Source organism: Pseudomonas sp. JBR1 (assembly GCF_028198185.1).
In the GTDB taxonomy this organism is placed as follows: Bacteria; Pseudomonadota; Gammaproteobacteria; order Pseudomonadales; family Pseudomonadaceae; genus Chryseomonas; species Chryseomonas oryzihabitans_E.
The window spans coordinates 3,892,475-3,919,037 of sequence record NZ_CP116340.1 but is presented as its reverse complement, the minus strand read 5'-3'; the positions used below and the strand labels follow the sequence as shown (position 1 = coordinate 3,919,037).

The 26,563-nt window shown below is 64.2% G+C and carries 21 protein-coding genes; 13 read left to right on the top strand and 8 right to left on the bottom strand.

Going from position 1 to position 26,563, the window contains the following annotated elements; genetic code table 11:
* The first annotated feature begins 91 nt into the window (after positions 1-91).
* From PJ259_RS18160 to acs, 9 genes are all read left to right on the top strand, one after another.
* On the top strand, positions 92-268 hold the full coding sequence (locus PJ259_RS18160; protein WP_007159707.1) for a hypothetical protein: 177 nt from the start codon (positions 92-94) through the stop codon (positions 266-268).
* Positions 252-3,200, top strand: a complete 2,949-nt coding sequence (locus tag PJ259_RS18155) for a sensor histidine kinase (protein ID WP_271653728.1) — start codon at positions 252-254, stop codon at positions 3,198-3,200. Before PJ259_RS18160 ends, PJ259_RS18155 begins: the two co-directional genes overlap by 17 nt.
* Before the next feature lie 115 nt (positions 3,201-3,315).
* Positions 3,316-4,731 (top strand): sigma-54-dependent transcriptional regulator, encoded by a 1,416-nt coding sequence (locus PJ259_RS18150; protein WP_271653727.1) that lies wholly within the window; start codon positions 3,316-3,318, stop codon positions 4,729-4,731.
* 703 nt (positions 4,732-5,434) lie between these two features.
* Positions 5,435-6,826 (top strand): polynucleotide adenylyltransferase PcnB, encoded by a 1,392-nt coding sequence (locus PJ259_RS18145; RefSeq protein WP_059313333.1) that lies wholly within the window; start codon positions 5,435-5,437, stop codon positions 6,824-6,826.
* Positions 6,823-7,326: a 2-amino-4-hydroxy-6-hydroxymethyldihydropteridine diphosphokinase gene (folK, locus tag PJ259_RS18140; protein ID WP_423815069.1), complete on the top strand. Its 504-nt coding sequence runs from the start codon at positions 6,823-6,825 to the stop codon at positions 7,324-7,326. Before PJ259_RS18145 ends, folK begins: the two co-directional genes overlap by 4 nt.
* A 127-nt stretch (positions 7,327-7,453) precedes the next feature.
* A complete protein-coding gene (panB, locus tag PJ259_RS18135; RefSeq protein ID WP_271653725.1) occupies positions 7,454-8,254 on the top strand; it encodes a 3-methyl-2-oxobutanoate hydroxymethyltransferase in 801 nt (266 codons plus the stop codon).
* Positions 8,251-9,108: a pantoate--beta-alanine ligase gene (gene panC, locus PJ259_RS18130; protein ID WP_271653724.1), complete on the top strand. Its 858-nt coding sequence runs from the start codon at positions 8,251-8,253 to the stop codon at positions 9,106-9,108. Before panB ends, panC begins: the two co-directional genes overlap by 4 nt.
* A gap of 181 nt (positions 9,109-9,289) precedes the next feature.
* On the top strand, positions 9,290-10,954 hold the full coding sequence (gene pgi / locus PJ259_RS18125; protein ID WP_271653723.1) for a glucose-6-phosphate isomerase: 1,665 nt from the start codon (positions 9,290-9,292) through the stop codon (positions 10,952-10,954).
* A 123-nt stretch (positions 10,955-11,077) separates the two neighbouring features.
* Complete coding sequence (gene acs, locus PJ259_RS18120) at positions 11,078-13,021, top strand: acetate--CoA ligase (protein ID WP_271653722.1); 1,944 nt, start codon at positions 11,078-11,080, stop codon at positions 13,019-13,021.
* Between the two features lie 54 nt (positions 13,022-13,075).
* On the opposite strand, the gene PJ259_RS18115 is transcribed toward acs, so the two are convergent.
* Entirely contained in the window at positions 13,076-13,528 is a 453-nt protein-coding gene (locus PJ259_RS18115) for a PA2169 family four-helix-bundle protein (protein ID WP_271653721.1), read from the bottom strand.
* Positions 13,529-13,605: 77 nt separating this feature from the next.
* Positions 13,606-13,965, bottom strand: a complete 360-nt coding sequence (locus PJ259_RS18110) for a BON domain-containing protein (RefSeq protein ID WP_017640375.1) — start codon at positions 13,963-13,965, stop codon at positions 13,606-13,608.
* Between the two features lie 370 nt (positions 13,966-14,335).
* Here PJ259_RS18110 and PJ259_RS18105 point away from each other — a divergent pair, with 370 nt between their 5' ends.
* From PJ259_RS18105 to PJ259_RS18095, 3 genes are all read left to right on the top strand, one after another.
* A complete protein-coding gene (locus PJ259_RS18105) occupies positions 14,336-17,842 on the top strand; it encodes a bifunctional diguanylate cyclase/phosphodiesterase (protein WP_271653720.1) in 3,507 nt (1,168 codons plus the stop codon).
* An 88-nt stretch (positions 17,843-17,930) separates the two neighbouring features.
* Positions 17,931-18,122 (top strand): hypothetical protein, encoded by a 192-nt coding sequence (locus PJ259_RS18100; RefSeq protein ID WP_271653719.1) that lies wholly within the window; start codon positions 17,931-17,933, stop codon positions 18,120-18,122.
* A 199-nt stretch (positions 18,123-18,321) separates the two neighbouring features.
* The gene (locus tag PJ259_RS18095) at positions 18,322-19,581 is read left to right on the top strand and encodes a cation:proton antiporter (RefSeq protein WP_271653718.1); all 1,260 of its coding nucleotides are present in this window, start codon (positions 18,322-18,324) and stop codon (positions 19,579-19,581) included.
* Between the two features lie 56 nt (positions 19,582-19,637).
* Here PJ259_RS18095 and speD read toward each other — a convergent pair whose 3' ends face one another.
* Both speD and PJ259_RS18085 read right to left on the bottom strand, forming a co-directional pair.
* Positions 19,638-20,432 (bottom strand): adenosylmethionine decarboxylase, encoded by a 795-nt coding sequence (speD, locus tag PJ259_RS18090; protein WP_059316808.1) that lies wholly within the window; start codon positions 20,430-20,432, stop codon positions 19,638-19,640.
* A 265-nt stretch (positions 20,433-20,697) separates the two neighbouring features.
* Positions 20,698-21,120, bottom strand: coding sequence for an OsmC family protein (locus PJ259_RS18085; RefSeq protein ID WP_271653717.1), 423 nt, complete (start codon positions 21,118-21,120; stop codon positions 20,698-20,700).
* Positions 21,121-21,329: 209 nt separating this feature from the next.
* Here PJ259_RS18085 and crp point away from each other — a divergent pair, with 209 nt between their 5' ends.
* Complete coding sequence (gene crp, locus PJ259_RS18080; protein ID WP_017640369.1) at positions 21,330-21,974, top strand: cAMP-activated global transcriptional regulator CRP; 645 nt, start codon at positions 21,330-21,332, stop codon at positions 21,972-21,974.
* 60 nt (positions 21,975-22,034) lie between these two features.
* On the opposite strand, the gene PJ259_RS18075 is transcribed toward crp, so the two are convergent.
* The 4 genes from PJ259_RS18075 to PJ259_RS18060 all read right to left on the bottom strand — a co-directional run bounded on the left by PJ259_RS18075 (position 22,035) and on the right by PJ259_RS18060 (position 26,555).
* Positions 22,035-23,816, bottom strand: a complete 1,782-nt coding sequence (locus PJ259_RS18075; RefSeq protein WP_271653716.1) for a BCCT family transporter — start codon at positions 23,814-23,816, stop codon at positions 22,035-22,037.
* 271 nt (positions 23,817-24,087) lie between these two features.
* Complete coding sequence (gene trpC, locus PJ259_RS18070; RefSeq protein ID WP_271653715.1) at positions 24,088-24,915, bottom strand: indole-3-glycerol phosphate synthase TrpC; 828 nt, start codon at positions 24,913-24,915, stop codon at positions 24,088-24,090.
* A complete protein-coding gene (gene trpD / locus PJ259_RS18065) occupies positions 24,912-25,961 on the bottom strand; it encodes an anthranilate phosphoribosyltransferase (RefSeq protein ID WP_059313320.1) in 1,050 nt (349 codons plus the stop codon). Before trpD ends, trpC begins: the two co-directional genes overlap by 4 nt.
* Positions 25,962-26,555 carry an anthranilate synthase component II gene (locus PJ259_RS18060; protein ID WP_059313319.1) on the bottom strand — a complete coding sequence of 198 codons (594 nt, stop codon included), beginning with the start codon at positions 26,553-26,555 and terminating at the stop codon, positions 25,962-25,964.
* Positions 26,556-26,563: the final 8 nt, after the last annotated feature.

Genomic DNA, 26,563 nt, shown 5'->3' with positions numbered 1-26,563 from the left:
CGAGCAAAGAAGCCTTTACGGTAGAGCCGTCACGCTCCGGGGTACACCGCTTTTGCTTTACCATGGCGCCATCGCCGTTCGGGAACCGCGCATGTACATCTACCGGCTGGTCCTGCTCCTCGTGGTAGGCATCTATCTGTTCTCCCCCGCCATCATGGATTGGTGGATCGCTCCCAGCGGCGCCTGGTATCGCCCCTACCTGCTGTGGCTCATCCTCATCGTGGTGACCTTCATCCTGCAGAGCCAGCGCGATGCCGACGAGCTTTAGTCTGTCCCAACTGGTCCTGATCAGCGCCGGCTACCTGCTGATCTTCTTTGGCGTCGCCTGGATAACCGAGAAGGGCTGGGTGCCGCGCCGCCTGGTGCGCCATCCGCTGATCTACACCCTGTCGCTGGGGGTCTATGCCAGCGCCTGGGCCTTCTATGGCACCGTGGGCCTGGCCTATGACTACGGCTACGGCTTTCTCGCCTACTACCTGGGTCTGTGCGGCGCCTTTCTGCTAGCGCCGGTGCTGCTCTATCCCATCCTGCGGCTGACCCGCGCCTACCAGCTGGCGTCCCTGGCCGACCTCTTCGCCTTCCGCTTCCGCAGCACCTGGGCAGGCGCCCTGACCAGCCTGGGCATGCTGATCGCGGTGCTTCCCCTCCTGGCACTGCAGATCCAGGCGGTGGCCACCAGCACCGGGATCCTGGTGCAGGCCCGCGCTCAGGACGCCCCGGCGCTGGGCTTCTGCCTGCTGATCACCCTCTTCGCCATGCTCTTCGGCGCGCGCCAGATCAACTCCAAGGAGCGTCACGAAGGCCTGGTGGTGGCCATCGCCTTCGAATCCCTGGTCAAGCTCCTGGCGCTGGGCATCGTCGGCGGCGTCACCCTCTATACCGTGTTCGGCGGGCCCAACGGCCTGGAGACCTGGCTGCAGCAGAACCAGAGCGCCCTCTCCACCCTGCACACCCCGCTGCAGGAAGGCCCCTGGCGGATCCTGCTGCTGGTGTTCTTCGCCGCGGCCATCGTCACCCCGCACATGTACCACATGGCCTTCACCGAGAACCTCAGTCCCCAGGCGCTAGTCAGCGCCAGCTGGGGCCTGCCGCTGTTCCTGCTGCTGATCAGCCTGGCGGTGCCACCGATTCTCTGGGGCGGCCTGGCGCTGGGTTCGCCGACGCCACCGGAGTACTTCACCCTCGGCGTGGGCCTGGCGCTGGACAATCCGCTGCTGGCACTGGTGGCCTTCGTCGGTGGCCTGTCGGCGGCCAGCGGCCTGATCATCGTGGTGACCATGGCGCTGTCGGGCATGCTGCTCAACCACATCGTCCTGCCGCTCTACCAGCCGCCCACCGACGGCAACATCTATCGCTGGCTGCGCATGACCCGCCGGATGCTGATCGCCGCCATCATCCTTGGCAGCTACGGCTTCTATCGCCTGCTGCAGGGCCATGGTGATCTCTCCAGCCTGGGCATCGTCTCCTTCGTCGCCACCGTGCAGTTCCTGCCCGGCGCGCTCTCGGTGCTCTACTGGCAGACGGCCAATCGCAAGGGCTTCATCGCCGGCTTGCTGTGCGGCCTTGGCCTGTGGTTCCTGAGCATGCTCATGCCGCTGGTAGCCGACATCAACCCGCTGCACATCGGCGTCTTCAGCTATCGCATCAGCGCCAGCAACTGGCACCTCGCCGCGGTGGCCTCGCTGACCGTCAACGTGCTGGTGTTCGCCTTGGTCTCGCTCTTCACCGAGGCCAGCGAAGAAGAGAAGAGCGCCGCGGAAGCCTGCGCGGTCGACAACGTCCGCCGCCCGCAGCGCCGAGAACTGGCAGCCAGCTCGCCCCAGGACTTCGCTGCCCAGCTGGCCAAGCCGCTTGGTGCCAAGACCGCGCAGAAGGAGGTCGAGCGGGCCCTGGCCGATCTGCTGCTGCCCTACGACGAGCGCCGCCCCTATGCCCTGCGCCGCCTGCGCGATCGCATCGAGGCCAACCTGTCCGGCCTGATGGGCCCGCGGGTCGCCCAGGACATCGTCGAGACCTTTCTGCCCTTCAAGGCGGAAAGCGAGGCCTATGCCACTGAGGACATCCACTTCATCGAGAACCGCCTGGAAGACTACCAGTCGCGCCTGACCGGTCTTGCCGCCGAGCTGGACGCCCTGCGCCGCTATCACCGGCAGACCCTGCAGGAATTGCCCATGGGCGTCTGCTCCCTGGCCCGGGACCGCGAGATCCTCATGTGGAACCGTGCCATGGAAGACCTCACCGGCATCGACGGCGCCCGGGTCGTGGGCTCGCGCCTGAGCGCCCTGCCCAATCCCTGGCAGGACCTGTTCGAACGCTTTCTCGCCGAGCCGGCGCAGCAGCACCTCTACAAGCAGCGCCTGTCCCAGGAGCACGAACAGCGCTGGCTCAACCTGCACAAGGCGACCATCGACGAACCCCTGGCGGTGGGCAGCAACGGCACCGTGCTGGTGGTGGAAGACATCAGCGAGACCCAACTGCTGGAAGACCGCCTGATCCACTCCGAGCGGCTCGCCTCCATCGGCCGCCTGGCGGCAGGCGTGGCTCACGAGATCGGCAATCCCGTCACCGGCATCGCCTGCCTGGCGCAGAATCTGCGCGAGGAGCGTGAGGCGGACGAGGAGATCGACGAGATCAGCAGCCAGATCATCGAGCAGACCCGCCGCATTACCCGCATCGTCCAGTCGCTGATGAGCTTCGCCCATGCCGGCGGGCGCCAGCAGGCGCACGAACCGGTCTGCGTGGCCGAGGCGGCCCAGGAGGCCATCGCACTGCTCTCGCTCAACCGGCAGAGCGTGGACGTCGACTTCTTCAACCTCTGCGATCCCGAGCACTTCGTGCAGGGCGATCCCCAGCGCCTGGTGCAGGTCATGATCAACCTGCTATCCAACGCTCGCGACGCCTCCCCCGCCGGTGCGCCGATCCGGGTGCGCAGCGAAGCCCATGGCCAGACCGTGACCCTGAGCGTCGAAGACGAAGGCAGCGGCATCCCCAAAGCCATCATCAGTCGCCTGTTCGAACCCTTCTTCACCACCAAGGATCCGGGCAAGGGGACAGGGCTTGGCTTGGCGCTGGTCTATTCCATCGTAGAAGAGCATTATGGTCAGATAATGATCGATAGTCCTACCGACCCCGTGACCGGCCAGGGCACCCGCATTCGGGTACTGCTGCCGCGCTATCTCGGGTTGCCGGAGGCGCCGTGACGGACCCATCCGCCTGCTGGATGGATCTGCTAAAGCATTCGGAAGTCCAGACGACCGCGACAAGACACGCTGCCTGGCGTGGGTTGTCTTGCCTTCCCGTAAGAGAGCGCACTTGATGGCCCATATCCTGATTGTCGAAGACGAGAAGATCATCCGCTCGGCGCTGCGGCGCCTGCTCGAGCGCAACCAGTTCCGCGTCAGCGAGGCCGGTTCCGTGCAGGAAGCCCAGGACCTCTACGACGTACCCAGCTTCGATCTCGTCATCAGCGATCTGCGTCTCCCTGGCGCGCCCGGCACCGAGATGATCGATCTCGCCAAGGGCAAGCCGGTACTGATCATGACCAGCTACGCCAGCCTGAGATCGGCGGTCGACTCCATGAAGCAGGGTGCGGTGGACTACATCGCCAAGCCCTTCGATCACGACGAGATGCTGCAGGCGGTAGCACGCATCCTGGTAGAGCGTGAGCAGCGCCCAGCGGTTACCGCCGAGGAAAGCGTCACGCCGCCGCCAGCCACCGGCGAGATCGGCATCATCGGCAACTGCGCACCGATGCAGGATCTCTTCGGCAAGATCCGCAAGGTCGCCCCCACCGATTCCACCGTGCTCATCCAGGGCGAATCGGGTACCGGCAAGGAGCTGGTGGCGCGCGCCCTGCACAACCTGTCGCGGCGCGCCAAGGCGCCGCTGATCTCGGTCAACTGTGCGGCCATTCCCGAAACCCTGATCGAATCCGAGCTCTTCGGCCACGAAAAGGGCGCCTTCACCGGTGCCAGCGCCAGCCGCACCGGCTTGGTGGAAGCGGCCGACGGCGGCACCCTGTTTCTCGACGAGATCGGCGAATTGCCGCTGGAAGCCCAGGCACGCCTGCTGCGCGTGTTGCAGGAGGGCGAGATCCGCCGCGTCGGCTCGGTGCAGTCGCAAAAGGTCGATGTGCGCCTGATCGCTGCGACCCACCGGGACCTCAAGGGCCTGGCCAAGATCGGCCAGTTCCGCGAAGACCTCTTCTATCGCCTCAATGTCATCTCCCTGCGACTGCCCGCCCTGCGCGAGCGTGGCGGCGATGTCATGGAGATCGCTCGGGTATTCCTCGCCCGCCAATCGGCGCGCATGAGTCGTCCGGGGCTCAAGTTCGGTGCCGAGGCCGAAGCCGCCATTCGCCATTACACCTGGCCGGGAAACGTGCGCGAACTGGAGAACGCCATCGAGCGCTCGGTGATTCTCAGCGAAGGGCAGGAAATCAATGCCGATCAGCTGGGCATCGATGTGGAGCTCGGCGAACTGGACCTGGCCGACAGCTATCTGGATCCGCTACCCACCTCTGGCCTGGGCAACGGCAACGGCGCCCATGAGCCCACCGAGGATCTGTCGCTGGAAGACTACTTCCAGCACTTCGTGCTCGAACACCAGGACCACATGACCGAGACCGAGCTGGCCCGCAAGCTCGGTGTCAGTCGCAAGTGCCTGTGGGAACGACGTCAGCGCCTGGGCATCCCCCGGCGCAAGGCCAGCGCCAGCAGCGACGCCAGCTGAGGCTGGCCAGGGGCGCGTGATTCTTCGCGGCGCCCCGCGGTAACACCCCCTCCTCTCCCCTGCACATCCTTTGCAATGTGTTACCGCCGTAACAGGAAGCGGGTTCAGCGGTAACGAAAATACGTCTGTAGCCATTAGGCAAAAGGGCTACATTTTTTTCAAGCCATTGAAATCAAAGGCTTTTTAAAAATTGGCACGGCATCTGCTTTATGTTCTGGCACAACAACAATAAAAACGTATCTCACTCCATAACAAAAACAAGACGTAGCGACTCCAGCACAACAAGAACAAGCAGGCGGAGGCGTAGCTAACTGATCATTTTGGAGAAGAGTCGTCTTGCGGGATGCTCCGCGCGATGTCAGGACAGAGAACAACAAAACTGCCTCAAGGCAGCACCCGTACCAGGCACTGCAGGAATGATCCTGACGACCTCAGCTTCCAAAGTAATCCGTTTGCTCTTGGCTCTAGACTTCAGAGCCTTTCCGGCGGCCGGTATCCGCACGGGACAGACCACACAAGAAAAACAAAAGGTCTGGATAAACAATAAAAACAAAGCACGTACCACTTTGGGGGGGAGCTTCGGCTCCCCCAGTGCCTTTGACAGCCTCCCCTCCCTCGTTCAAGATCCCTTCCTTATCTATTGCGCAACGGCATCAATTCGTGCCCAGATTGCGTATAGCCGTCTCTCCAAACAGAAACTCGCATGCTGAAGAAGCTGATCCAGACTCTGCGCTCGCCCCTGCGACGTACTCCGTCCGCGCCTGCCTTGCCCATCGAATTGCCCCGCAGTCAGCATGCTCTGGAACGAGAGCGAATCAGTCGTCACGCCCTGAGCGTCGTTGATCGACTGGAAAAAGCGGGTTATCAGGCCTACCTGGTCGGCGGCTGCGTCCGCGACCTGCTGCTTGGCTTCGAGCCCAAGGATTTCGATGTCGCCACCAGCGCCACGCCCGAGCAGGTGCGCGCTGAATTCCGTAACGCCCGGGTGATCGGTCGCCGCTTCAAGCTGGTTCACGTGCATTTCGGTCGAGAAATCATCGAGGTCGCGACCTTCCGCGCCAATCATCCCACCGGCGACGCCGAGGACGAGGCCCAGGGCTCACGCCATGAAAGCGGCCGGATCCTGCGCGACAACATCTACGGCAACCAGGAACAGGATGCCGAGCGGCGCGATTTCACCATCAACGCGCTCTACTACGATGCCAGTGGCGAGCGCATCCTCGACTACGCCAACGGCGCCCAGGACATCCGCCTGCGCCAGATCCGCCTGATCGGCGATCCCGAGCAGCGCTACCTGGAAGATCCGGTGCGAATGCTCAGGGCCGTACGCTTCGCCGCCAAGCTGGATTTCCAGATCGAGACGGCTACCGCCGAACCCATCAGCCGCCTGGCGCCGTTGCTGCGCGACATTCCGGCGCCGCGGCTGTACGACGAGATCATCAAGCTGCTGCTTGGCGGCAAGGCGGAGCGCACCTTCGAGTTGCTCTGCCAGTACGGCCTGTTCGCTCCGCTGTTCCCTGCCAGCGGCGAAGCCCTGGAGCGCGATCCGGAGTACGCCGGTACGCTGATCCGGCAGGCACTGGCCAATACCGACACCCGCATCCGCGAAGGCAAGCCGGTCACTCCAGCCTTCCTGTTCGCGGCCCTGCTCTGGCCGGCGCTGCCCGAGCGCGTCCGTCATCATCAGGAGCGTGGTCTGCCGCCGATTCCAGCGATGCAGGAAGCCGCTCACGACCTGACCTTGCAGCAGTGCCAGCGCACCGCCGTGCCCAAGCGTTTCACCATGCCCATGCGCGAGATCTGGGACATGCAGGAACGCCTGCCCCGCCGTCAGGGCAAGCGCGCCGATCAGCTGCTGGAGAATCCGCGCTTCCGCGCCGGTTATGACTTCCTGCTGCTGCGCGAGAGCGCAGGTGAGGAAACCGGCGGACTCGGTGAATGGTGGACGCGCTATCAGGAAGTCGGCGACAGCCAGCGGCGCGAGATGATCAAGAACCTCAGCCGGGAAGACGGCGCGCCCGCCAAGCGCCGTCGTCGTGGCGGCAGCAATCGCAAGCGGCGCACCTCGGATGCCCCCACGGCCGGCGACGAATGATGGAACGGGTCTATCTCGGTCTGGGCAGCAACCTGGCCGAGCCCCGGCGGCAGCTGGACGCGGCCCTGGAAGCCCTGGCCCAGCTGCCCGCTAGCCAGCTGGTCGCGGTCTCCGCCTTCTATGCCAGCGACCCCCTGGGACCACCCGACCAGCCGCGCTATGTCAATGCCGTCGCGGCCCTGGATACCTGCCTCGCGCCCCTGGCGCTGCTCGACGCCACCCAGGCCATCGAGCAGCAGCAAGGCCGCGTGCGCAAGGATGAACGCTGGGGTCCGCGGACCCTGGACATCGACATCCTGCTGTTTGGCGAACGGCTGATCGACGAGCCACGTCTGCAGGTCCCCCATTACCATCTGCAGGCCCGCGCCTTCGTGCTCTATCCGCTGGCAGACCTTGCGCCCGAGCTGCAACTGCCCGACGGCCGCCGCCTGCCAGACCTGCTGTCCGCCTGTCCTTTCGAAGGTCTGGAGCGACTGGTAGCGTCGTTACCTACCCGGTAACACACCAGTAACACCGAGCATTGACTTGTGCCGGATGCGCCGGGACTATAGCAGCCGTTTTCGCGCGGCCGACCCGCGCCCGCGGCGCCAGACAACAACCATAGCGCCGTCCCACGAGGACCCTTGCATGCCTGATATCAGCCTCACGACCCTTCAGGGGCTCAAGCAGCGTGGCGAAAAGATCGCCATGCTGACCGCCTACGATGCCACCTTCGCCCAGGCCGCCAGCCAAGCCGGCGTCGAGATGCTGCTCATCGGCGATTCTCTCGGCATGGTGCTGCAGGGTCACGACAGCACCCTGCCGGTGACCCTCGACGACATGGTCTACCACACCGCCTGCGTCAAGCGTGGCCATGCCGGCGCCTTCATCGTCGCCGACCTGTCGTTCATGACCTATGCCACCCTGGAACAGACCATGACCAGCGCCGGCCGCCTGATGCAGGCAGGCGCGCAGATGGTCAAGCTCGAGGGTGACGCCTGGCTGGCCGAGCCGATTCGCCGTCTGGCCGCCAATGGCGTACCGGTCTGCGCCCACCTGGGCCTGACGCCCCAGTCGGTGAATGTCTTCGGTGGCTTCAAGGTGCAGGGGCGTGACCCGCTACGGGCTCAGCAGCTGCGCGATGCCGCTCGCGAGCTGGAAGAAGCCGGCGCGGCCATGCTGCTGCTGGAGTGCGTGCCTTCGGCGCTGGCCGAGGAAATCACCCGGGCCGCCCGGGTACCGGTGATCGGCATCGGCGCCGGCCCCGCCACCGATGGCCAGGTGCTGGTGCTGCACGACATGCTCGGCCTGGCCCTACGTGGCCGCACGCCGAAGTTCGTGCGCAATTTCATGGCCGGTCAGGACAGCATCCAGGCTGCCCTGGCGGCCTATGTCGCCGCCGTCAAGGACGGCAGCTTTCCCGCTCCCGAACACGGATTTTCCGCATGAATACGGTCCATAGCGTCCGCGAATTGCGCGCCGCCGTTGCCGCCGCGCGCCGTCAGGGTCTACGCATCGGCCTGGTGCCGACCATGGGCAACCTGCACGCTGGCCATATCGCCCTGGTGGATACCGCCCGCCAGCACGCCGACTTCGTGGTGGCGAGCATCTTCGTCAATCCACTGCAGTTCGGAGCCGGCGAGGATCTGGACACCTATCCGCGCACCCTCGCGGAAGACAGCCGTCAGCTGAACGAGGCCCATTGCGACCTGCTGTTCGCGCCAGCGGTTGGCGAGATGTATCCCAATGGCATGGACGGCCTGACCCGGGTGAGGGTGCCGGGCGTGTCCGAAGGCCTCTGCGGCGCCCGCCGTCCTGGCCATTTCGAAGGCGTGGCCACCGTGGTCACCAAGCTCTTCCAGATGGCGCAACCAGACGTGGCGGTCTTTGGCGAAAAGGACTATCAGCAGCTGGCGGTAATCCGCAAGCTGGTCCAGGACCTGGACATGCCCATCGAGATCGTTGCCCAACCCACGGTACGGGCCACCGATGGCCTGGCCCTGTCATCGCGCAACGGCTATCTCGATGACGGTCAGCGCGCCAGTGCGCCCTGCCTGTACAGCCTGCTCAGGCGCCTGGTCGATCAGCTCGCCGCTGGCGCCGCGATAGAGCCGGTCCTGGCCGCGGGTGTCGCCGAACTGCAAGCTCAGGGGCTTAAAGTCGACTACCTGGAGTTGCGCGAGCAGTCGAGTCTGCAACCGGTCGGGCCAGACGCCCGCGAGCTGGTCCTGCTGGTGGCGGCCTACCTTGGCCAGACCCGCCTGATCGACAACCTGAGCTTTCGCCGCAGGCCCCGAGTGTGATGCAACCGAAGGTTAGCTCACCCAAACCTGCTCAGACCCTGGAAGCCCGGAACATACCGGGCTTTTTCATGCTCGAAGCGCGGCGCCACGTCAGGCGTCGCGCGGCAGCCGACTTTCCCTTGCAAGCCACCGGCTTGTGGGGCACAACAGCAAACAAGAGCCACCAAGGAAAAGCCTACCCATGGAGTACTATCAACATCCCCTCGACGTGACCCAGCTCGCCTCCTGGAAAGCGCTGCAAGAGCACCGCAAGGCCATGCAGAACTTTCGCATGCGCGACGCCTTCGCCGCCGATCCGCAGCGGTTCACGCAGTTCTCCCTGAACACCAGTGGTCTGTTCCTCGACTATTCCAAGAATCTCATCACCGAGCAGACCCGTGAGCTGCTGGTGAACCTGGCCCGCGAAGCGGGCTTGGAAGGCGCCATCCGTACCCTATTCGACGGTGCCTACGTCAACTCGTCCGAACACCGCCCCGCGCTGCACACCGCACTGCGCCGTCCGGTAGGCGACAGCGTCGAGATCGACGGCCAGGACATCATGCCCGAGGTGCATCGGGTCCTGAACCAGATGACCGCGCTGGTTACCCGCATCCACAACGGCCTTTGGCGCGGCTACACCGAGAAGCCGATCACCGACGTGGTCAATATCGGCATCGGTGGTTCCTTCCTCGGCCCGCAGCTGGTGTCCGAGGCGCTGGTGCCCTTCACCCAGCGCGGCGTACGTTGCCACTACCTGGCCAACATCGACGGCAGCGAATTCCGCGAGGTGACCTCCAAGCTCGCCGCCGACACCACCCTGTTCATCGTCTCCTCCAAGTCCTTCGGTACCCTGGAGACGCTGAAGAATGCCCAGGCCGCGCGCGCCTGGTGCCTGGCCCAGGGCTGCCCGGAGCCGGAGCTGCACAAGCACTTCATCGCCGTCTCCAGCAACGTCAAGATGGCGGTGGAATTCGGCATCGCCGAAGAGAACATCTTCCCCATGTGGGACTGGGTCGGCGGGCGCTACTCGCTGTGGTCGGCCATCGGCCTGCCCATCGCCCTGGCCATCGGCATGTCCAACTTCAAGGACCTGCTGGCCGGCGCCTATGCCATGGACCAGCATTTCACCAGCGCGCCCTTCGAAGAGAACATGCCGGTGCTGCTGGGCCTGCTCGGGGTCTGGTACGGCAACTTCTGGGGCGCGACCAGCCACGCGATCCTGCCCTACGACCACCACCTGCGTAACTTCGTGAAGCACCTTCAGCAGTTGGACATGGAGTCCAACGGCAAGAGCGTGCGTCAGGACGGCTCGCTGGTGAGCATGGAAACCGGTCCGGTGATCTGGGGCGGCGTCGGCTGCAACGGTCAGCACGCCTATCACCAGCTGCTCCACCAGGGCACCCAACTGATCCCCGGTGACTTCATCGTGCCGGTGGTGAGCCACAACCCGGTGGCCGATCACCAGCAATGGCTCTATGCCAACTGCCTGTCGCAGAGCCAGGCGCTGATGCTGGGCAAGACCCGCGAGGAAGCCGAGAAGGAACTGCGCGAGAAGGGCATGGGTGAAGCCGAGATCGCCAAGCTGGCGCCGCACAAGGTGATTCCGGGCAACCGTCCGAGCAACACCCTGGTGCTGGAGCGCATCTCGCCGCGGCGCCTGGGGGCGCTGGTGGCGCTGTACGAGCACAAGGTGTTCGTGCAGAGCGTCATCTGGGGCATCAACTGCTTCGACCAGTGGGGCGTCGAACTGGGCAAGGAGCTGGGCAAGGATGTCTACCAGCACATCATCGGCCGTAGCGAAGGCAAGGCTGACGATGGCTCCACTCAGGGCCTGATTGATTACTTCCGCGGTCGTCACCGCGGCTGATCGCCTCTGCTCTCTCGAAAAGCGTCGCTCTGCGGCGCTTTTTTCGTTTTATCCTCCCGCTGAACCCCATCGGGCCATCCGGGCCTAAACTAGGAGCACAACAACACCAAGAAGGAGCCGGCCATGAGCCACCGCTATCCCGTGCCCGAGAGCCTGAGTGCGCGCACCCATCTCGATGAAGCCCGTTATCGCGAGCTCTACCAGCGTTCGGTGGACCAGCCGGAACGCTTCTGGAGCGAGCAGGCCAGCGCCCTGCTCGACTGGTCACGCACCTGGGACGAAGTCCATAGCGGCGATATGCGCGAGGGGCGTACCCGCTGGTTCAGCGGCGGTCAGCTCAACGTCGCCTACAACTGCATTGATCGCCACCTCGCCGCCCGCGGTGACCAGACCGCCATCGTCTGGGAAGGTGACGACCCCGCCGACAGCCAGACCATCACCTATCGTCAGCTGCACGAACACGTCTGCCGCCTGGCCAATGTGCTCAAGGCGCGCGGGGTAAAGAAGGGCGACAGGGTCTGCCTGTACCTGCCGATGATCCCCGAGGCGGCCTACGCCATGCTGGCCTGCGCCCGCATCGGTGCGGTCCATTCGGTGGTATTCGGCGGCTTCTCGCCCGAGGCATTGCGTGATCGCATCCTCGACTCCGACTGCCGGGTGGTGATCACCGCCGACGAGGGCGTGCGCGGTGGCAAGCGCGTCCCGCTCAAGGCCAATGTCGACAAGGCCCTGGCCAAGTGTCCGGACGTCCACACCGTGGTGCTGGTCGAGCGTACCGGCGCCGCGGTGGGTCGACAGGAAGGTCGCGACCTGCCCTATGCCCAGGCCGTGGCCGACGTCTCCGCCAACTGCCCGGTGGAGCCCATGGACGCCGAGGATCCGCTGTTCATCCTCTACACCTCCGGCTCCACCGGCAAGCCCAAGGGCGTGCTGCACACCACCGGGGGCTATCTGCTGGGCGCCACCTTAAGCTTCAAGTATTTGTTCGACTATCACGAGGGGCAGGTCTTCTGGTGCACTGCCGACGTTGGCTGGGTGACCGGCCACAGCTACATCGTCTACGGGCCCCTGGCCAACGGCGCCACTACCCTGATGTTCGAAGGCGTGCCGAGCTATCCCGACGCCAGTCGCCTCTGGCAGGTGGTGGACAAGCACCAGGTCAACATCTTCTACACCGCTCCCACTGCCTTGCGCGCCCTGATGCGGGAAGGCGACGAGCCGGTACAGCGCACCTCGCGGCAAAGCCTGCAACTACTGGGCAGCGTCGGCGAACCCATCAATCCCGAGGCTTGGGAGTGGTATCACCGGGTGGTAGGGGAAGGTCGCTGCCCCATCGTCGACACCTGGTGGCAGACCGAGACCGGCAGCATCCTCATCGCGCCGCCGCCCGGCGCCCTGGCGCTGAAGCCAGGTTCGGCCACCCTGCCCTTCTTTGGCGTCCAGCCGGTCCTGCTGGACGAACAGGGCAAGGAAATCGACGGTCCCGGCAGCGGCGTGCTGGCGATCAAGGCCAGCTGGCCCAGCCAGATCCGCACCGTCTATGGTGATCACCAGCGGTTGATCGACACCTATTTCAGCGCCTATCCGGGCTACTACTTCACCGGCGATGGCGCTCGCCGTGACGAAGATGGCTACTACTGGATCACCGGGCGGGTGGACGACGTGCTCAACGTCTCCGGCCACCGCATCGGTACGGCGGAAGTAGAAAGCGTGCTCACCGAGCATGCGGACGTGGCCGAGGCGGCCGTGGTGGGCTGCCTGCACGAGGTCAAGGGGCAGGCGGTCTACGCCTTCGTCACCACCAAGGGCGGGGTAACGCCGAGCGATGAACTCAAGGCTCGGCTGCGTCAGCAGGTAGCCGACGAGATCGGCAGCTTCGCCAAGCCGGAGTTCCTGCAATGGGCGCCGGCGCTGCCCAAGACCCGCTCCGGCAAGATCATGAGGCGCATCCTGCGCAAGATCGCCTGCGACGAGCTGGACAGCCTGGGCGATACCTCGACCCTGGCCGACCCGTCCGTGGTCGACAGCCTCATCGACGCTCGCCTCAACCGCGCCCCGCAGGGCTAGACAGCAGTCCAAAGAAAAGCCCCGCCTAGGCGGGGCTTTTTTCTACCGGCGGCCTTAGTGGGCTGCTTGCATCCGGTGCTTCAGGTCACGCATGCGATCATGGGTCGCACGGGCCTTTTCGAGCTGGCTGCGCAGGCTGGCCTGGGCATCCGGCGTGGCATGTTCGTTTACGGCACGCTCCAGCGCGTGCAACAGGCGGTCTTCCTGTTCTTCCAGTTCACTGACGTAAGTGACCTCTTCCTTTTCCTTGCTGGCAAAGGAAGTTTTGACGTCGGTGTAGTACTTGCGGAAGCTGCCGGCAAAGGTGCCTTGTTCGGCGGGCTTTTCACCAGCGGCCGATACCTGGCTGCTCAGGGCACTGATGATCTCGCCCTTGCTCTGGGCGATCTCGGTGAACAGGGCCTTGAGTTCGGGGTTCTTCACTTCGGTGAGGGCGTGCTCGTAGAAATTCTTGCCGTCACGGGCGATCTCGATCAGATCGTTGAGGGTTTCGGTCGTGTTGGTCATGTCAGTTCTCCGGGGTGAAGGACAAAGGGTGATGGCAGCGTGCGGCGCTGCCATCGTGCCGGGGTTACCAGGCGTTCTTACTGAGCGGCTTTCAGCGCGTCAGCCGAGACGGCCTTGACGCCCTTGATGGCCTTGGCTTCTTTGATCGCCAGGTCGCGCTGGGCTTCGGTAGCCACGGTGCCGGACAGGGAGACGACGCCCTTGTTGGTCTCGACCTTGATCGAGGTGCCCTTGATGTGTTCGTCAGCCAGGAAAGACGCCTTCACCTTGCTGGTGATCCAGGTATCGGATGCGGCTTCTTCGGTCTTGTCCATGGTGTTGTTGGCGGCCAGGGTCATGTTCTGGCTGGTGGCAGCGAAGGCACCGCCGGCCAGCGGCAGGCTCAGTACGGAAGCGGTGACGGCAGCGAGGGCGAAAGTACCGAAAGTCTTTTTCATGAGATGACTCCTGTTTTCCTTGGTTGTACTGCGCTCAGGTCCTGGCAGCAGCGACCTAGATGTAGAGCGCAACGGCCGCAATGAATTCCAACCCTATAAAAAGTCATTAAAAATCAACAAATTATATAAAAACAACATTTCTGGACGGCAGGCAAAATGCAAGAAATGTGAAAATTGGCCTGGTAAATTGCACGAGGTCAGACGACCCTGGCTGGGACGTCTAGCCCAGGTCGCTGCCCGCGCAACGCGTCGACTGATGTCGTACGATATAAAGAGGGATTGCAGGGTGCCCAAACCAGAACTGCTGCACCCTTATCCGGTCAATGCTGAATTGAACCCGACATCTACGATCGGGCCTTGAGGATCCGGGATGCGGCTTCCTTCTCCGGCGCGCACTGCCTTGGTGTATCTAATCCTGAGCGCTCTCTGGGTAGTCGGTAGCGACGCCCTGTTGCATGCCCTCGTTGGCGACCGAGCGAGCCACTATCCGTGGCAGACCTTCAAGGGCCTGGGTTTCGTGAGCCTGGTCGCGCTGGTGGTCTATGGCCTGATGCTTCGGCAGGCCAGGCATCAGGAAGGTTTTATCGAGGAGCTGCAGAACCAGCGCGAAACCCAGGACTTTATCCAGCGGCTGACTAACACCGGGGACTGGCAGTTACTGCCCGATGGCCGCCTGCTTTGCTCTGAACGGACCCTGGTGATGCTGCACCAGCCCAAGGACAGCGAGCCGCTGGACTTCGCCGCTGTCGTGGCTTGCGCGCGCACCGAGGATCGCGACCATGTCCGCAGCATGCTCGAACGCCTGCAACACATGCAGGGTCCGCTGAATTTTTCCGCGCACTTCGATGACGGCGAAGGCAGTTGGCGCTGGCTCAACTGGCAGAGCGACTTCGACGAAGCCGGCGTTACCCGCGGTGCGCTGGTCGACATCACCAGCCACAAGCTGGCCGAGCAGGCCCTGCAGGACAGCCAGAGACGCTATCGCGAACTCGTCCAGCATCTGCCGCTGGTGATATTTGCCAGCGATCATCGCGGACGTTGGCAATTCCTCAATCCCGCGTGGGAAAGCCTGACAGGTCAGCCTGCGGCCCAGCAACTCAACCACCCCCTGGACCAGGCCTTTCATCCCCAGGATGGCGCCCGGCTGCGCCAGCTGGTCGCCGATTTCGCGGGGGGCCAGCGCCTGCATTGGAACGGCGTGGTGCGGCTGCGGCTGTCGGTGGAAAGCCACCGCTGGATGCAGATGGAATTGCGCGCCGGCCTCGATGGCGAAATCCAGGGCACCTTGACCGACATTCATCACGACTATCAGGCGCAGCAGTTACAGCAGGCCCGCAGCGACGTGCTCGACGACCTGCTCACCGGCCTGCCGTTGGCGGAGATCCAGCAGGGCATCGCCTTGCGGCTGGAACGCATCTATCCCGAGATGCGCGTCGCCCTGCTGCTGGACGATCAGGGCGAGCACCTGCGCGTCGCCGCGGCGCCCAGCCTGCCGCCCGCCTTTCAGGCGGCGCTGGAGGGTGTCCCCCGCGGTCGCCACGACCAGGGCTGCTGTTCCGCCGTCACCGGCAATGCCCCCGTGTTCACCATCGACATCGAACTGGATCCGGCCTGGCAGGTCCTGCTGCCGGCAGCCCTGGCGGCGGGCATTCGCGGCGCCTGGGCACTGCCCCTGCAGGACGAGCAACAGCGCGCCGTGGGCGCGCTGGGGATCTACTATGGCGAGGCGCGGCTACCGGAGCCGGAGACCCAGACCCTGATCACCGAGTTCACCCGCCTGGCGGTGCTGGCCATTCGGCAACAGCGCGCCGTCCAGGCCCAGCGAGCCAGCGAAGCCCGCTACCGCAGCATCTTCGAACAGGCCTATACCGGCATCATGCTGAATGACTTGGACGGCCACTGGCTGAGCATCAATCATCACTTCTGCCAGATGCTCGGCTATTCGCAACCGGAATTGCTGCAACGCGACATCGCCTCGGTGACTCATCCGGAAGAGCGCGCCCTCGGCGCCGCGTTGCGGAAACAGCTGATCGATACCGGCCAGGATCGCTACACCCTGGAAAAGCGCTATCTGCATCGCAGCGGCCAGCCGGTGTGGGCCAACGTCACCACCCGGCTGATCCGCGATGATCAGGGTCTGCCGCAGTATTTCATCAGTACCGCTCAGGACATCACCCTGCGCAAACAGCAGGAGGAGAGCCTGCGCCAGGCTGCGGCGATGTTCGAGAACAGTCGCGATGGCCTGCTGCTGCTCGACGAACGTCGCTGGATCCTGGCGGTGAATCCGGCCTTCGCCCGGCTGCTGGGCGCCCAGGAGGGCACCCTGCTTGGCCAGCGTCTCGGGCTGCCCAGCGGAGGCCGGCAGGATCAGCGCTTCTATCGCGAGCTTTGGCGCACCGTACGCCGCGAGGGTCGCTGGGAAGGCGAGCTGCTCTGGCCTCGCCTGGATGGCAGCACCTTTCCGGCCTGGACCACCATCGACACCCTCTACCCCCGGGAAAGACGCCAATACACGGTCACGGTCAGCGATACCACCCGGCTGCGGGAGAGCGAGGCGCGCCTGAGCCACCTCGCCCACCACGATCCGCTGACCGACCTCCCCAACCGCCTGCTGGCGCGTACCCACCTCGAACATGCCCTGGCGCTCGCCGAGCCGCAGGAATACCTGGTCGCCGTGCTGATCCTCGACTTCGACCTCTTCCGCACGGTCAATGAAAGCCACGGCCATGCCCTGGGCGACGAGCTACTGGTGGAATTCGCCGCTCGCTTGCGCACCCTGCTCAGCGAGGACATCACCCTGGCTCGCATCGGCGGTGATGAGTACCTGGTCATCATCGAGCGCCTGGACCGCCCCGAATTCGCCGCCCAGATCGCCCAGGCGATGCTCGGCAAGCTGGAGCAGCCCTTCCACCTGGGCGACCACGACATCTACCTCAGCGCCAGCATCGGCATCAGTCTCTTCCCCGACGATGGCAGCACCGCCGACGACCTCATCCGCAATGCCGACACGGCCATGCACCAGGCCAAGGATCAGGGTCGCGATACCTTCCGCTTCTATACCCAGGCTCTCACCGAGCAGTCACGGCGCCGGTTGAATCTTGAATCGCGACTGCGCACGGCGCTCAAGCGCGGTGATTTCGTCCTGCATTACCAACCGCTGATGAGCGTGAGTTCGGCCCAGACCATCGGCGTGGAGGCCCTGGTGCGCTGGCTGGACCCGGAACTGGGGCTCATCCCGCCTACCGAGTTCATTCCCCTGGCCGAAGAGACCGGGCTCATCGTGCCGCTGGGCGACTGGATCATCGAAAGCGCCTGCCAGCAGATGCGCAGCTGGCTGGAGCAGGGGCTGGAACTGGAGACCCTGGCGATCAACATCTCGCCCCGGCAATTCGCCAAGCGTGACCTGGCCAGCACCATCTCTCGCGCCCTAGCGCGCAGTCGCCTGCCCGCCGAGAACCTGGAATTGGAGATCACCGAAGGCACCCTGATGGACAACGTCGAGGAAGCGCTAATGTCCCTGGCGACCCTCAAGACGCTCGGGGTGCGTATCGCCGTGGACGACTTTGGCACCGGCTACTCCTCGCTGGCCTACCTGCGCCGCTTTCCGCTCGACAAGCTCAAGATCGATCAGAGCTTCATGCACGAACTGCGCAGCGACAGTGGTACCCACAGCAGCCAGGCCATCGCCGCGGCCATCGTTGCCCTGGGCCAGGGCCTGGGCCTGGACGTCCTGGCCGAAGGGGTGGAGACCACCGAGCAATGGGACATCCTGCGCAAGCTGGGCTGCCAGCAGTGCCAGGGTTTCCTGTTCAGTCCGCCGTTGCCTCCCGAGGAGTTCGCCGCCTGGTATGCCGAGCGGCAACGCGCACGCGCCTAGCCAGCGGACTGACGAGTGTCACTGTTCTGCAATCAAAACCACTCTAGACTCGGGTTTCCACTTTTCGTCTGTCCCCGAGGGTATCAGCATGAAGATCGTGGTTCGTCCCCTGCGCAAGTCCACCACCAGTGCCTGGCAGGTCTGCATCGACAAGCAGGCCATTACCTTTCTTAGCGAAGCGGATGCCCGCAGTTACGTAGCGACTCTGGAGGCACGTATCGCCGCGCCCCACCCGCTGCCCCTGCGCGCGAGCGCACTCGGAGTCGCGGCTTCGCTCTAGCCACGACGACGTTCGTCTCTGCGTCACGCACCTTGCCCTGCTCAGGCGTTACCCGCCTGGGTAGAGCGCGGTGCACCTTCTTTCCAACGAGAATTCGGATAGCAGGCTATCGATAATGTAACTTTTGCGGCATCCGCCCCATCCTACCCCTAGCTCCCGCGTTCGCGGGGTCTCGTTGTCTGATGGATCTGGAACGCCCATGCTCGAACTCGCTGCTGCCTTCATCTGCTTCACCTCGCTGCTCACCTACCTCAACTTCCGCTTCATTGGCCTGCCACCCACCATCGGCGTCATGGTCATCGCGCTGATCTTCTCGGTCGGCCTGCAGAGCCTGTCCTGGCTGGGTTTTCCTGGTCTCGAGCACCGTATCGGCGAGTTGCTCGGGCAGATCGACTTCAACGACCTGCTGATGAACTGGATGCTCGGTTTCCTGCTGTTCGCCGGCGCCCTGCACGTCAATCTCAAGGACCTGCGCGACTACAGGTGGGCCATCGGTGGCCTGGCCACCCTGGGCGTGGTGATCTCCACGGTACTGATCGGTTACCTGACCTACTGGATCTTCGGCTGGCTGGGCTGGCACATCGACCTGCTCTACTGCCTGATCTTCGGTGCCCTGATCTCCCCCACCGACCCCATCGCCGTGCTCGGCATCCTCCGCTCGGCCGGCGCGCCCAAGTCGCTGGAAACCACCATCGTCGGCGAAGCACTGTTCAACGATGGCGTCGCCGTGGTGGTCTATTCGGTGCTGCTGGGGGTGATCCAGCTGGGCGAGACGCCCACGGTCAACGCCGCGCTCTGGCTGTTTCTCGAAGAAGCCGGCGGCGGCATCCTCTTTGGCCTGGTGATCGGCTTCATCTGCTACTGGCTGATGCTGAGCATCGAGCAGCACCAGATCGAGGTGATGCTGTCCCTGGCGCTGGTGATCGGCGGCTCGACCCTGGCCAGTCACCTGCACGTCTCCGGCCCCATCGCCATGGTGGTGGCCGGCCTGATCATCGGCAACCTGGGTCGCACCAAGGCCATGAACGATTTCACCCGGCGCTACCTGGACGGTTTCTGGGAATTGATCGACGAGATCCTCAACGCCCTGCTGTTCGCCCTGATCGGCATGGAGCTGCTGGTGTTGCCCTTCAGCTGGACCCACCTGGGCGCGGCGTTGCTGGTGACCCTGGCGATTCTCTTCGCCCGCTGGATCAGCGTGGCACCGGTGGTACTGCTGAGTCCGCACTGGCGCAACATGACCCGCGGCACGGCGCGCATCCTTACCTGGGGCGCCCTGCGCGGCGGTGTCTCCGTGGCCCTCGCCCTGAGCCTGCCAGCCGGTCCGGAACGGGATCTGATCCTGGCGCTGACCTATATCGTGGTACTGGTCTCCATCCTCGGCCAGGGCCTGACCATCGGCCGGGTGGTCAAGAGCGTGACCGGTGCCGCACCGGTCGCGCGCGACGAGCATCATTGAGCCCGGGAAACGAAAAACCCCGCCGTGGCGGGGTTTTTTGAGCAACAGCCAAGCGATCAGCGCGGCAGGTTGCGTCCGGAGAAGATCTCGCGCATCTCGTGCTTGAGACGCTGGGTGATCTGCTGGCGCTGTTCGGTCGAGAGGCTGCGGGAGGCGTCGCCGAACAGGTAGTTGTCCAGTTCGAATTCCTTGAGCAGCATCTTGGTGTGGAACAGGTTGTCCTGGTACACGTTCACGTCGACCATCTGATAGGCCGCGCGGGTATCCTCGGACAAGTAGTTCTGGATCGAATTGATCTCGTGGTCGATGAAGTGCTTGCGCCCTTCGATGTCGCGGGTGAAACCACGCACCCGGTAGTCCACGGTGACGATGTCCGAGTCGAACTGGTGGATCAGGTAGTTCAGGGCCTTGAGCGGGGAGATCACGCCACAGGTGGAGACGTCGATGTCGACGCGGAAGGTGGCGATGCCGTCATCCGGATGAATCTCCGGATAGGTGTGCACCGTGATGTGACTCTTGTCCAGGTGGCCCAGGATGGTCTCGCGCAACGGGCCGGGCGACTCCTCGATCTGGCTCTCGGTCGGCTCGACCGGTTGCTCGGAAATCAGGATGGTCACGCTGGCACCCTGGGGATCGTAGTCCTGGCGGGCGATGTTGAGGATGTTGGCCCCGATGATGTCGACCACGTCGGTCAGTATCTGGGTCAGACGCTCGGCGTCGTATTCCTCGTCGATGTACTGGACATAGGCCTGTTGATCTTCCGACGTCTCGGCATAGCAGATGTCGTAGATGTTGAAGCTCAAGGTCTTGGTCAGGTTGTTGAAACCATGAAGCCTGAGTTTGCTTTTCACGGTGGTAAAGCTCCCGTCGTGCGGTCTCTGACCGCGGTCCTGAATGCCCGTCAGTTGCGGATTGCGCAAGCTGCGTAGGGCGGCGAACACCTCTTCGCGATGGCGATTGGCTGTACTTGTCGGGGCATGCCCCTTAAGAGCGGCGCATTATGCAGATCGGCAGCGGCTGGGGCCAGAGTCTGCCGGGCTCAGGTGATGAATTGATGTCGGCGAGAAGGGGATGACGCGGGTAGCGACGCCTGAACGGGCGTCGCGGGCGAGGGATTCAGGCGAGTTCGACGAGTTCGTAGCTGTGGCTGATCTCGACGCCGGCGCGGCCAAGCATGATGGACGCCGAGCAGTATTTTTCCGCCGACAGCTCGATGGCGCGCTTGACCTGGGCTTCCTTGAGACCGCGCCCCTTGACCACGAACTTCAGGTGGATGCGGGTGAACACCTTGGGCTCGGTATCGGCGCGCTCGGCCTCAAGGAACGCCTCGCAGCTCTCCACCGGCTGCCGCGCCTTGCGCAGGATGCTGACCACGTCGTAGCTGGCGCAGCCGCCCAGACCGATCAGCACGGTCTCCATCGGCCGTACGCCCAGGTTGCGACCGCCGCTTTCCGGCGGGCCATCCATGACCACTACATGGCCACTGCCAGACTCGCCAAGGAACATGGCCTCGCCCGTCCACTGAATGCGCGCTTTCATCGCTTTCGTCCTACTTATATATGCAAATGGTGATCAGCTTAACATGCTGAATGGCGTAAACTGGGTACCAGTGTAGGGTTATTCAGCTCGCATTTAAGCTGCGCGTGTTCTTATCCGGTCTTTGAATTGGAACCGGCGCAGCCTGTGCATGCACCGGTTCGGACATCGGTGCCCCCGACTCAGGTTAGCTTTCAACCTCAGGAATCAGCATGGCCGCTATCATCCCTCCCGCGAAGTTACAGCACATCGACAAGCTGCTAGCGCATTGCTCGCGTCGTCGCTATACGGCAAAAACCACCATCATCTACGCTGGCGACAACAGCGAGAGCCTGTTCTTCATCCTCAAGGGATCGGTCACCATCCTCATCGAGGACGATGAAGGCCGCGAAATGATCATTGCCTATCTCAACGCTGGGGACTTCTTTGGCGAGATGGGTCTGTTTTCCAAGGAAGGTAGCGAACCCGAGCGCAGTGCCTGGGTACGCGCCCGTACCGAGTGCGAAGTCGCCGAGATCAGCTATGGCCAGTTCCGCGAACTGAGCCAGCATGATCCGGACATGCTCTTCTCCCTGGGCCGTCAGATGGCCGAGCGGCTGCGCCAGACCACCCGCAAGGTCGGCGACCTGGCCTTCCTCGACGTCACCGGTCGCGTAGCCCGCACCCTGCTCGACCTGTGCAAGCAGCCCGACGCCATGACCCACCCGGATGGCATGCAGATCAAGATCACCCGCCAGGAAATCGGCCGTATCGTCGGCTGCTCCCGCGAGATGGTCGGTCGCGTGCTGAAGTCCCTCGAAGAACAGGGTCTGGTCCACGTCAAGGGCAAGACCATGGTGGTGTTCGGCACCCGCTGACCCCCTTCGCGGCGCGCCTCCGTCAGCCGGCGGGGGCAGACGCCCCCGCCGGTCCCGGCATCAGACCTGGACCTGCTTTTCCACCTTCTCTACCCGCACCGTGGCTTTCTCGCCAACGGTCTTCTCGCCGTTACCCTTGGCCTTGGGCTCTCCCACGACGAAGTGGAATTCTTCGCCGTGCTTGACCGCGCCATAGAGCACCGCCTTCTCGATCAGCTCGGTACCGCGCAGATGCCGCAGCATCAGCGGATCGCAGCGCAGATCGCGATAGAGCGCCAGGCACAGCAGCGCCATGACCACCACGAAGGGTAGCGAGACCACGATGGTCAGATTCTGCAGGCCGTTCAGAGCCGCGCCCGGATTGCCCGGGTCGCCGATGGCCAGCATGATCGCCGCCACCGCGCCGGTGAGGGCGCCCCAGAAGATCACCGTACGCCGCGAGGGCTCGGTGGTACCGCGCTCGGACAAGGTACCCATCACCAGGGAAGCGGCATCGGCGCCAGACACGAAGAATATCGCCACCAGCACCATGACCAGCACCGAGGTCACCGAGGCCCAGGGATAGCTGGACAGCAGATCATAGAGGGCGAAGTTGCTGTTCACCGCGCCATCGACCAGAGTGAAGGCGCCCAGGCGCATGGCGTCGATGGCCGCGCCGCCGAAGATGACGAACCAGACCACGCTGACCAGGCTCGGCACCAGCAGCACGCCGGTGACGAACTGGCGGATGGTGCGGCCACGACTGATGCGGGCGATGAACATGCCGACGAAGGGCGTCCAGGAAATCCACCAGGCCCAGTAGAACACCGTCCAGCTGGACAGCCAGTTGCCCATGGCCTCACCGCCGCTGGCACTGGTGCGGGCCATCATCTCCGGCAGCAGGTCGATGTAGTCGCCAATGGCGGTAGGCAGCAGGTTGAGCATCAGCAGACTCGGGCCGACGATGAAGACGAACAGCGCCAGGGCCACCGCCAGCACCATGTTGGTGTTGGACAGCCACTGGATACCCTTCTCCACGCCCGACACGGCGGAGATGACGAAGGCGACCGTCAGCACGGTGATGATGCTGATGTAGAGCAGCTTGCCCGGCTGCTCGATCCAGCCGTTGTGTTCGAGGCCACCAGCGATCTGCAGGGCACCCAGGCCCAGGGAGGCGGCCGAACCGAACAGGGTGGCGAAGATCGCCATCATGTCGATGACGCGGCCGAGGGGGCCATTGGCATACTCGCCGATCAGCGGCCGGAAGGCGACCGAGATGAGCTGGCAGCGCCCCCGGCGATAGGTGCCATAGGCGATGGCCAGACCGACGACGGCGTAGATCGCCCAGGGATGCAGCGTCCAGTGGAACAGCGTGGTGGCCATGGCCACCTGCAGGGCGGCGCTGCTCTGCCCTGCCGCGCCGCCGGGCGGAGGATTGAGGTAATGCGAAAGCGGCTCGGCGACGCCAAAGAACATCAGACCGATACCCATCCCGGCGCTGAACATCATCGCCACCCACGACAGGGTGCGAAACTCCGGTTGTTCGTCGTCGCGTCCCAGGGGAATGCGTCCGTAGCGACTGGCAGCCAGCCAGATGACGAAGACCACGAAGCCAGTGGAAGTGAGCACGAACAGCCAGCCAAAGTGGGTGATTACCCAGCCTTGGGCGGTCGAGGCGCTGCTGGCCAGACTGACCTGATTGACGAATCCCCAGATCACGAAGGCGAGAGCCGCGATGCTGGTGATGCCGAAGACCACCCAATCGGTGGTCCCGGCAAGTCGACGATCACGCCGCGCCTCTTCGGTCCGAGAGGGATCGGTGACGCTAATATCAAGTGTTTCGCTTTTTTCTTCCGTTGCCATGGTTCTTGCTTGCCCTGGTTATGGATAGCCTGATGCGGCGGAGCCCGGCGCACCTCGCGATGGCCGACCGACTCCTCGACTCGCCACGGTTCAGCGGGTCGAAGGTCATTAACCGGGTTTAGCCGTCAGGAAACAAAGCCCCTCGTCGGCAGCGGGTACACGGAGGTCGTTCCCGCCGTTTGAGGTAGGCGCGAGTCGACTTGGGTCACCTTGCGGCATAAAAAAAGGCCTCGGTGTTCGCCACCGAGGCCTCGTTCAGGCGCCTGAACAGTCAGGCATCCATGAGCGGGAAGCGCCGGTCAGGGAAGAACAGCCGCTGCAGCTCCTGCCCTGGCTCGTCGGCGCGCATGAAGGCTTCGCCCACCAGGAAGGAACGCACCTCGTTGACCTCCATCAGCTCCACATCGGCGCGATTGAGAATGCCGCTTTCGGTGATCACCAGGCGATCCTGAGGAATGCGCGGCAGCAGCTCCAGCGTGGTCTCGAGACTGACTTCGAAGGTATGCAGGTTGCGGTTGTTGATGCCCACCAGCGGGGTGTCCAGCACCTTGAGCGCACGCTCCAGCTCGGCACCGTCGTGGACCTCGACCAGCACGTCCAGGCCGACAGCCTTGGCGGTGGCGGCCAATTCGCCCATCAGGCCATCGTCCAGCGCGGCGACGATCAGGAGGATGCAGTCGGCACCGATGGCCCGGGCTTCCACTACCTGAAAGGGATCGATGAGGAAGTCCTTGCGGATCACCGGCAGTTCGCAGGCGCCGCGGGCCTCCTGCAGGTAGGCGTTGCCGCCCTGGAAGAAATCGACGTCGGTGAGCACGCTCAGGCAGGTAGCCCCACCCAGGGCGTAGCTGCGGGCGATCTCGGCTGGCACGAAGTGTTCACGGATCACACCCTTGCTTGGCGACGCCTTCTTCACCTCGGCGATGACCGCCGCTTCCTTGCGTGCCACCTGGGTCTGCAGGGCGCGGGCGAAACCGCGTGGCGCATCGGCGGCCCGGGCCAGGGCCTCGAGTTCGGCCAGGCTGGTACGGGCCTTGAGCTGGGCGATTTCCTCGGCCTTGCGGGCCAGGATCTTCTGCAACACGGTTGGCACACTCACAGGCGACCCTCCTCTCGATAGACGGATGTGAAATGGGCGAGCTCATCCAGCTTTTCCCGGGCCAGGCCGCTGTAGAGCGCGTCGTGAGCCAAGAGTACCCCTTCATGCAGACTATGGGCGAGATCCGCGGCATAGAGCGCCGCGCCGGCGTTGAGCACGATCATGTCGGCGGCCTTTTGCCCGGCTTCGGTCTTGCGCCGACCGAGGGCATCGCGGATCAGCGCCAGGGAGGCCGCGGGGCTGTCCACGGTCAGGCCGACCAGGGTCTGGCTCTTGATGCCCAGGTCCTCCGGCAGCACCTGGTACTCGCTGATGCTGCCGTCCTTGAGCTCGGCCACCTGGGTCGCGGCGGCCAGGCTGAATTCGTCCAGGCCATCGCGGGAATGCACCACCAGCACATGCTGACTGCCCAGGCGCTGCAGCACCTCGGCCAGGGGCCGGCACAGCGCGGCGCTGAACACTCCGACCACCTGGTGACGGACACCGGCCGGATTGGTCAGCGGGCCAAGCATGTTGAACAGGGTGCGCAGCCCCAGCGAACGGCGCGGGCCGGCGGCATGGCGCATGGCACTGTGGTGCGACTGGGCGAACATGAAGCCGACGCCCACCTGCTCGACGCAGCGGGCGATCTGCGCAGGCGTCAGCTCCAGGTAGATGCCGGCCGCCTCCAGCAGATCGGCGCTGCCGCTCTTGCCGGAGACCGCACGATTACCGTGCTTGGCCACCTTGCCGCCTGCCGCCGCCACCACGAACACCGAGGCCGAGGAGACGTTGAAGATATTGGCGCCGTCGCCGCCGGTGCCTACCACGTCGACCACATGGTCGAGGCTCGGCAGCGCCACCGGGGTGACCAGTTCGCGCATCACGCTGACCGCGCCGCAGATCTCGTCGATGGTCTCGCTCTTGATGCGCATGCCCATGAGGAAGGCACCGATCTGCGCCTCGTCGGCGCCACCGGTCATGATCTGGCGCATCACCGCCTGCATCTCCGCCACGTTGAGGTCGAGTTGCCCGCTGATGCGATCCAGGGCTTGCTTGATGTCCATCTAACGACGCCCTCCCTGCTGCTGGAGAAAGTTGGCCAGCAGATCGTGGCCATGCTCCGTGAGGATGGACTCGGGGTGGAACTGCACCCCTTCGATCATGAATTCGCGGTGCCGCAGCCCCATGATCTCGTCCATGCTGCCGTCCGGATGCTGGGTCCAGGCGGTGATTTCCAGGCACTCGGGCAGGGTCTCGCGCTTGACCACCAGCGAGTGGTAGCGGGTCACGGTGAAGGGATTGGGCAGGCCGGCGAAGACGCCTTCGCCATTGTGATAGACCGGGCTGGTCTTGCCGTGCATCGGCTCGCGCGCCCGCACGACTTCACCGCCAAAGGCCTGACCCAGGCTCTGATGACCCAGGCAGACGCCCAGCACCGGCAGCTTGCCGGCGAAGCGCTCCAGGGTAGCCAGGGAGATACCCGCCTCGTTGGGCGTGCAGGGGCCAGGGGAGACGACGATGCGCTCCGGGGCCAGTTCCTCGATCGCCTCGACCGGCACCTCGTCGTTGCGTACCACCTTGACCTCGGCACCCAGCTCGCCCAGGTACTGCACCAGGTTGTAGGTGAAGGAATCGTAGTTATCCAGCATCAGCAACATGGCAGGCT

Excerpts from the sequence above, each read along its gene's own strand:
- PJ259_RS18155 (WP_271653728.1), top strand. The coding sequence starts at position 252 with ATGCCGACGAGCTTTAGTCTGTCCCAACTGGTCCTGATCAGCGCCGGC.
- PJ259_RS18075 (WP_271653716.1), bottom strand. The coding sequence starts at position 23,816 with ATGGCAACGGAAGAAAAAAGCGAAACACTTGATATTAGCGTCACCGAT.
- acs (WP_271653722.1), top strand. The coding sequence starts at position 11,078 with ATGAGCCACCGCTATCCCGTGCCCGAGAGCCTGAGTGCGCGCACCCAT.
- PJ259_RS18100 (WP_271653719.1), top strand. The coding sequence starts at position 17,931 with ATGAAGATCGTGGTTCGTCCCCTGCGCAAGTCCACCACCAGTGCCTGG.
- PJ259_RS18060 (WP_059313319.1), bottom strand. The coding sequence starts at position 26,555 with ATGTTGCTGATGCTGGATAACTACGATTCCTTCACCTACAACCTGGTG.
- panB (WP_271653725.1), top strand. The coding sequence starts at position 7,454 with ATGCCTGATATCAGCCTCACGACCCTTCAGGGGCTCAAGCAGCGTGGC.
- PJ259_RS18105 (WP_271653720.1), top strand. The coding sequence starts at position 14,336 with ATGCGGCTTCCTTCTCCGGCGCGCACTGCCTTGGTGTATCTAATCCTG.
- PJ259_RS18145 (WP_059313333.1), top strand. The coding sequence starts at position 5,435 with ATGCTGAAGAAGCTGATCCAGACTCTGCGCTCGCCCCTGCGACGTACT.
- PJ259_RS18110 (WP_017640375.1), bottom strand. The coding sequence starts at position 13,965 with ATGAAAAAGACTTTCGGTACTTTCGCCCTCGCTGCCGTCACCGCTTCC.
- pgi (WP_271653723.1), top strand. The coding sequence starts at position 9,290 with ATGGAGTACTATCAACATCCCCTCGACGTGACCCAGCTCGCCTCCTGG.
- PJ259_RS18150 (WP_271653727.1), top strand. The coding sequence starts at position 3,316 with ATGGCCCATATCCTGATTGTCGAAGACGAGAAGATCATCCGCTCGGCG.
- PJ259_RS18115 (WP_271653721.1), bottom strand. The coding sequence starts at position 13,528 with ATGACCAACACGACCGAAACCCTCAACGATCTGATCGAGATCGCCCGT.
- PJ259_RS18085 (WP_271653717.1), bottom strand. The coding sequence starts at position 21,120 with ATGAAAGCGCGCATTCAGTGGACGGGCGAGGCCATGTTCCTTGGCGAG.
- panC (WP_271653724.1), top strand. The coding sequence starts at position 8,251 with ATGAATACGGTCCATAGCGTCCGCGAATTGCGCGCCGCCGTTGCCGCC.
- crp (WP_017640369.1), top strand. The coding sequence starts at position 21,330 with ATGGCCGCTATCATCCCTCCCGCGAAGTTACAGCACATCGACAAGCTG.
- folK (WP_423815069.1), top strand. The coding sequence starts at position 6,823 with ATGATGGAACGGGTCTATCTCGGTCTGGGCAGCAACCTGGCCGAGCCC.
- trpD (WP_059313320.1), bottom strand. The coding sequence starts at position 25,961 with ATGGACATCAAGCAAGCCCTGGATCGCATCAGCGGGCAACTCGACCTC.
- PJ259_RS18095 (WP_271653718.1), top strand. The coding sequence starts at position 18,322 with ATGCTCGAACTCGCTGCTGCCTTCATCTGCTTCACCTCGCTGCTCACC.
- PJ259_RS18160 (WP_007159707.1), top strand. The coding sequence starts at position 92 with ATGTACATCTACCGGCTGGTCCTGCTCCTCGTGGTAGGCATCTATCTG.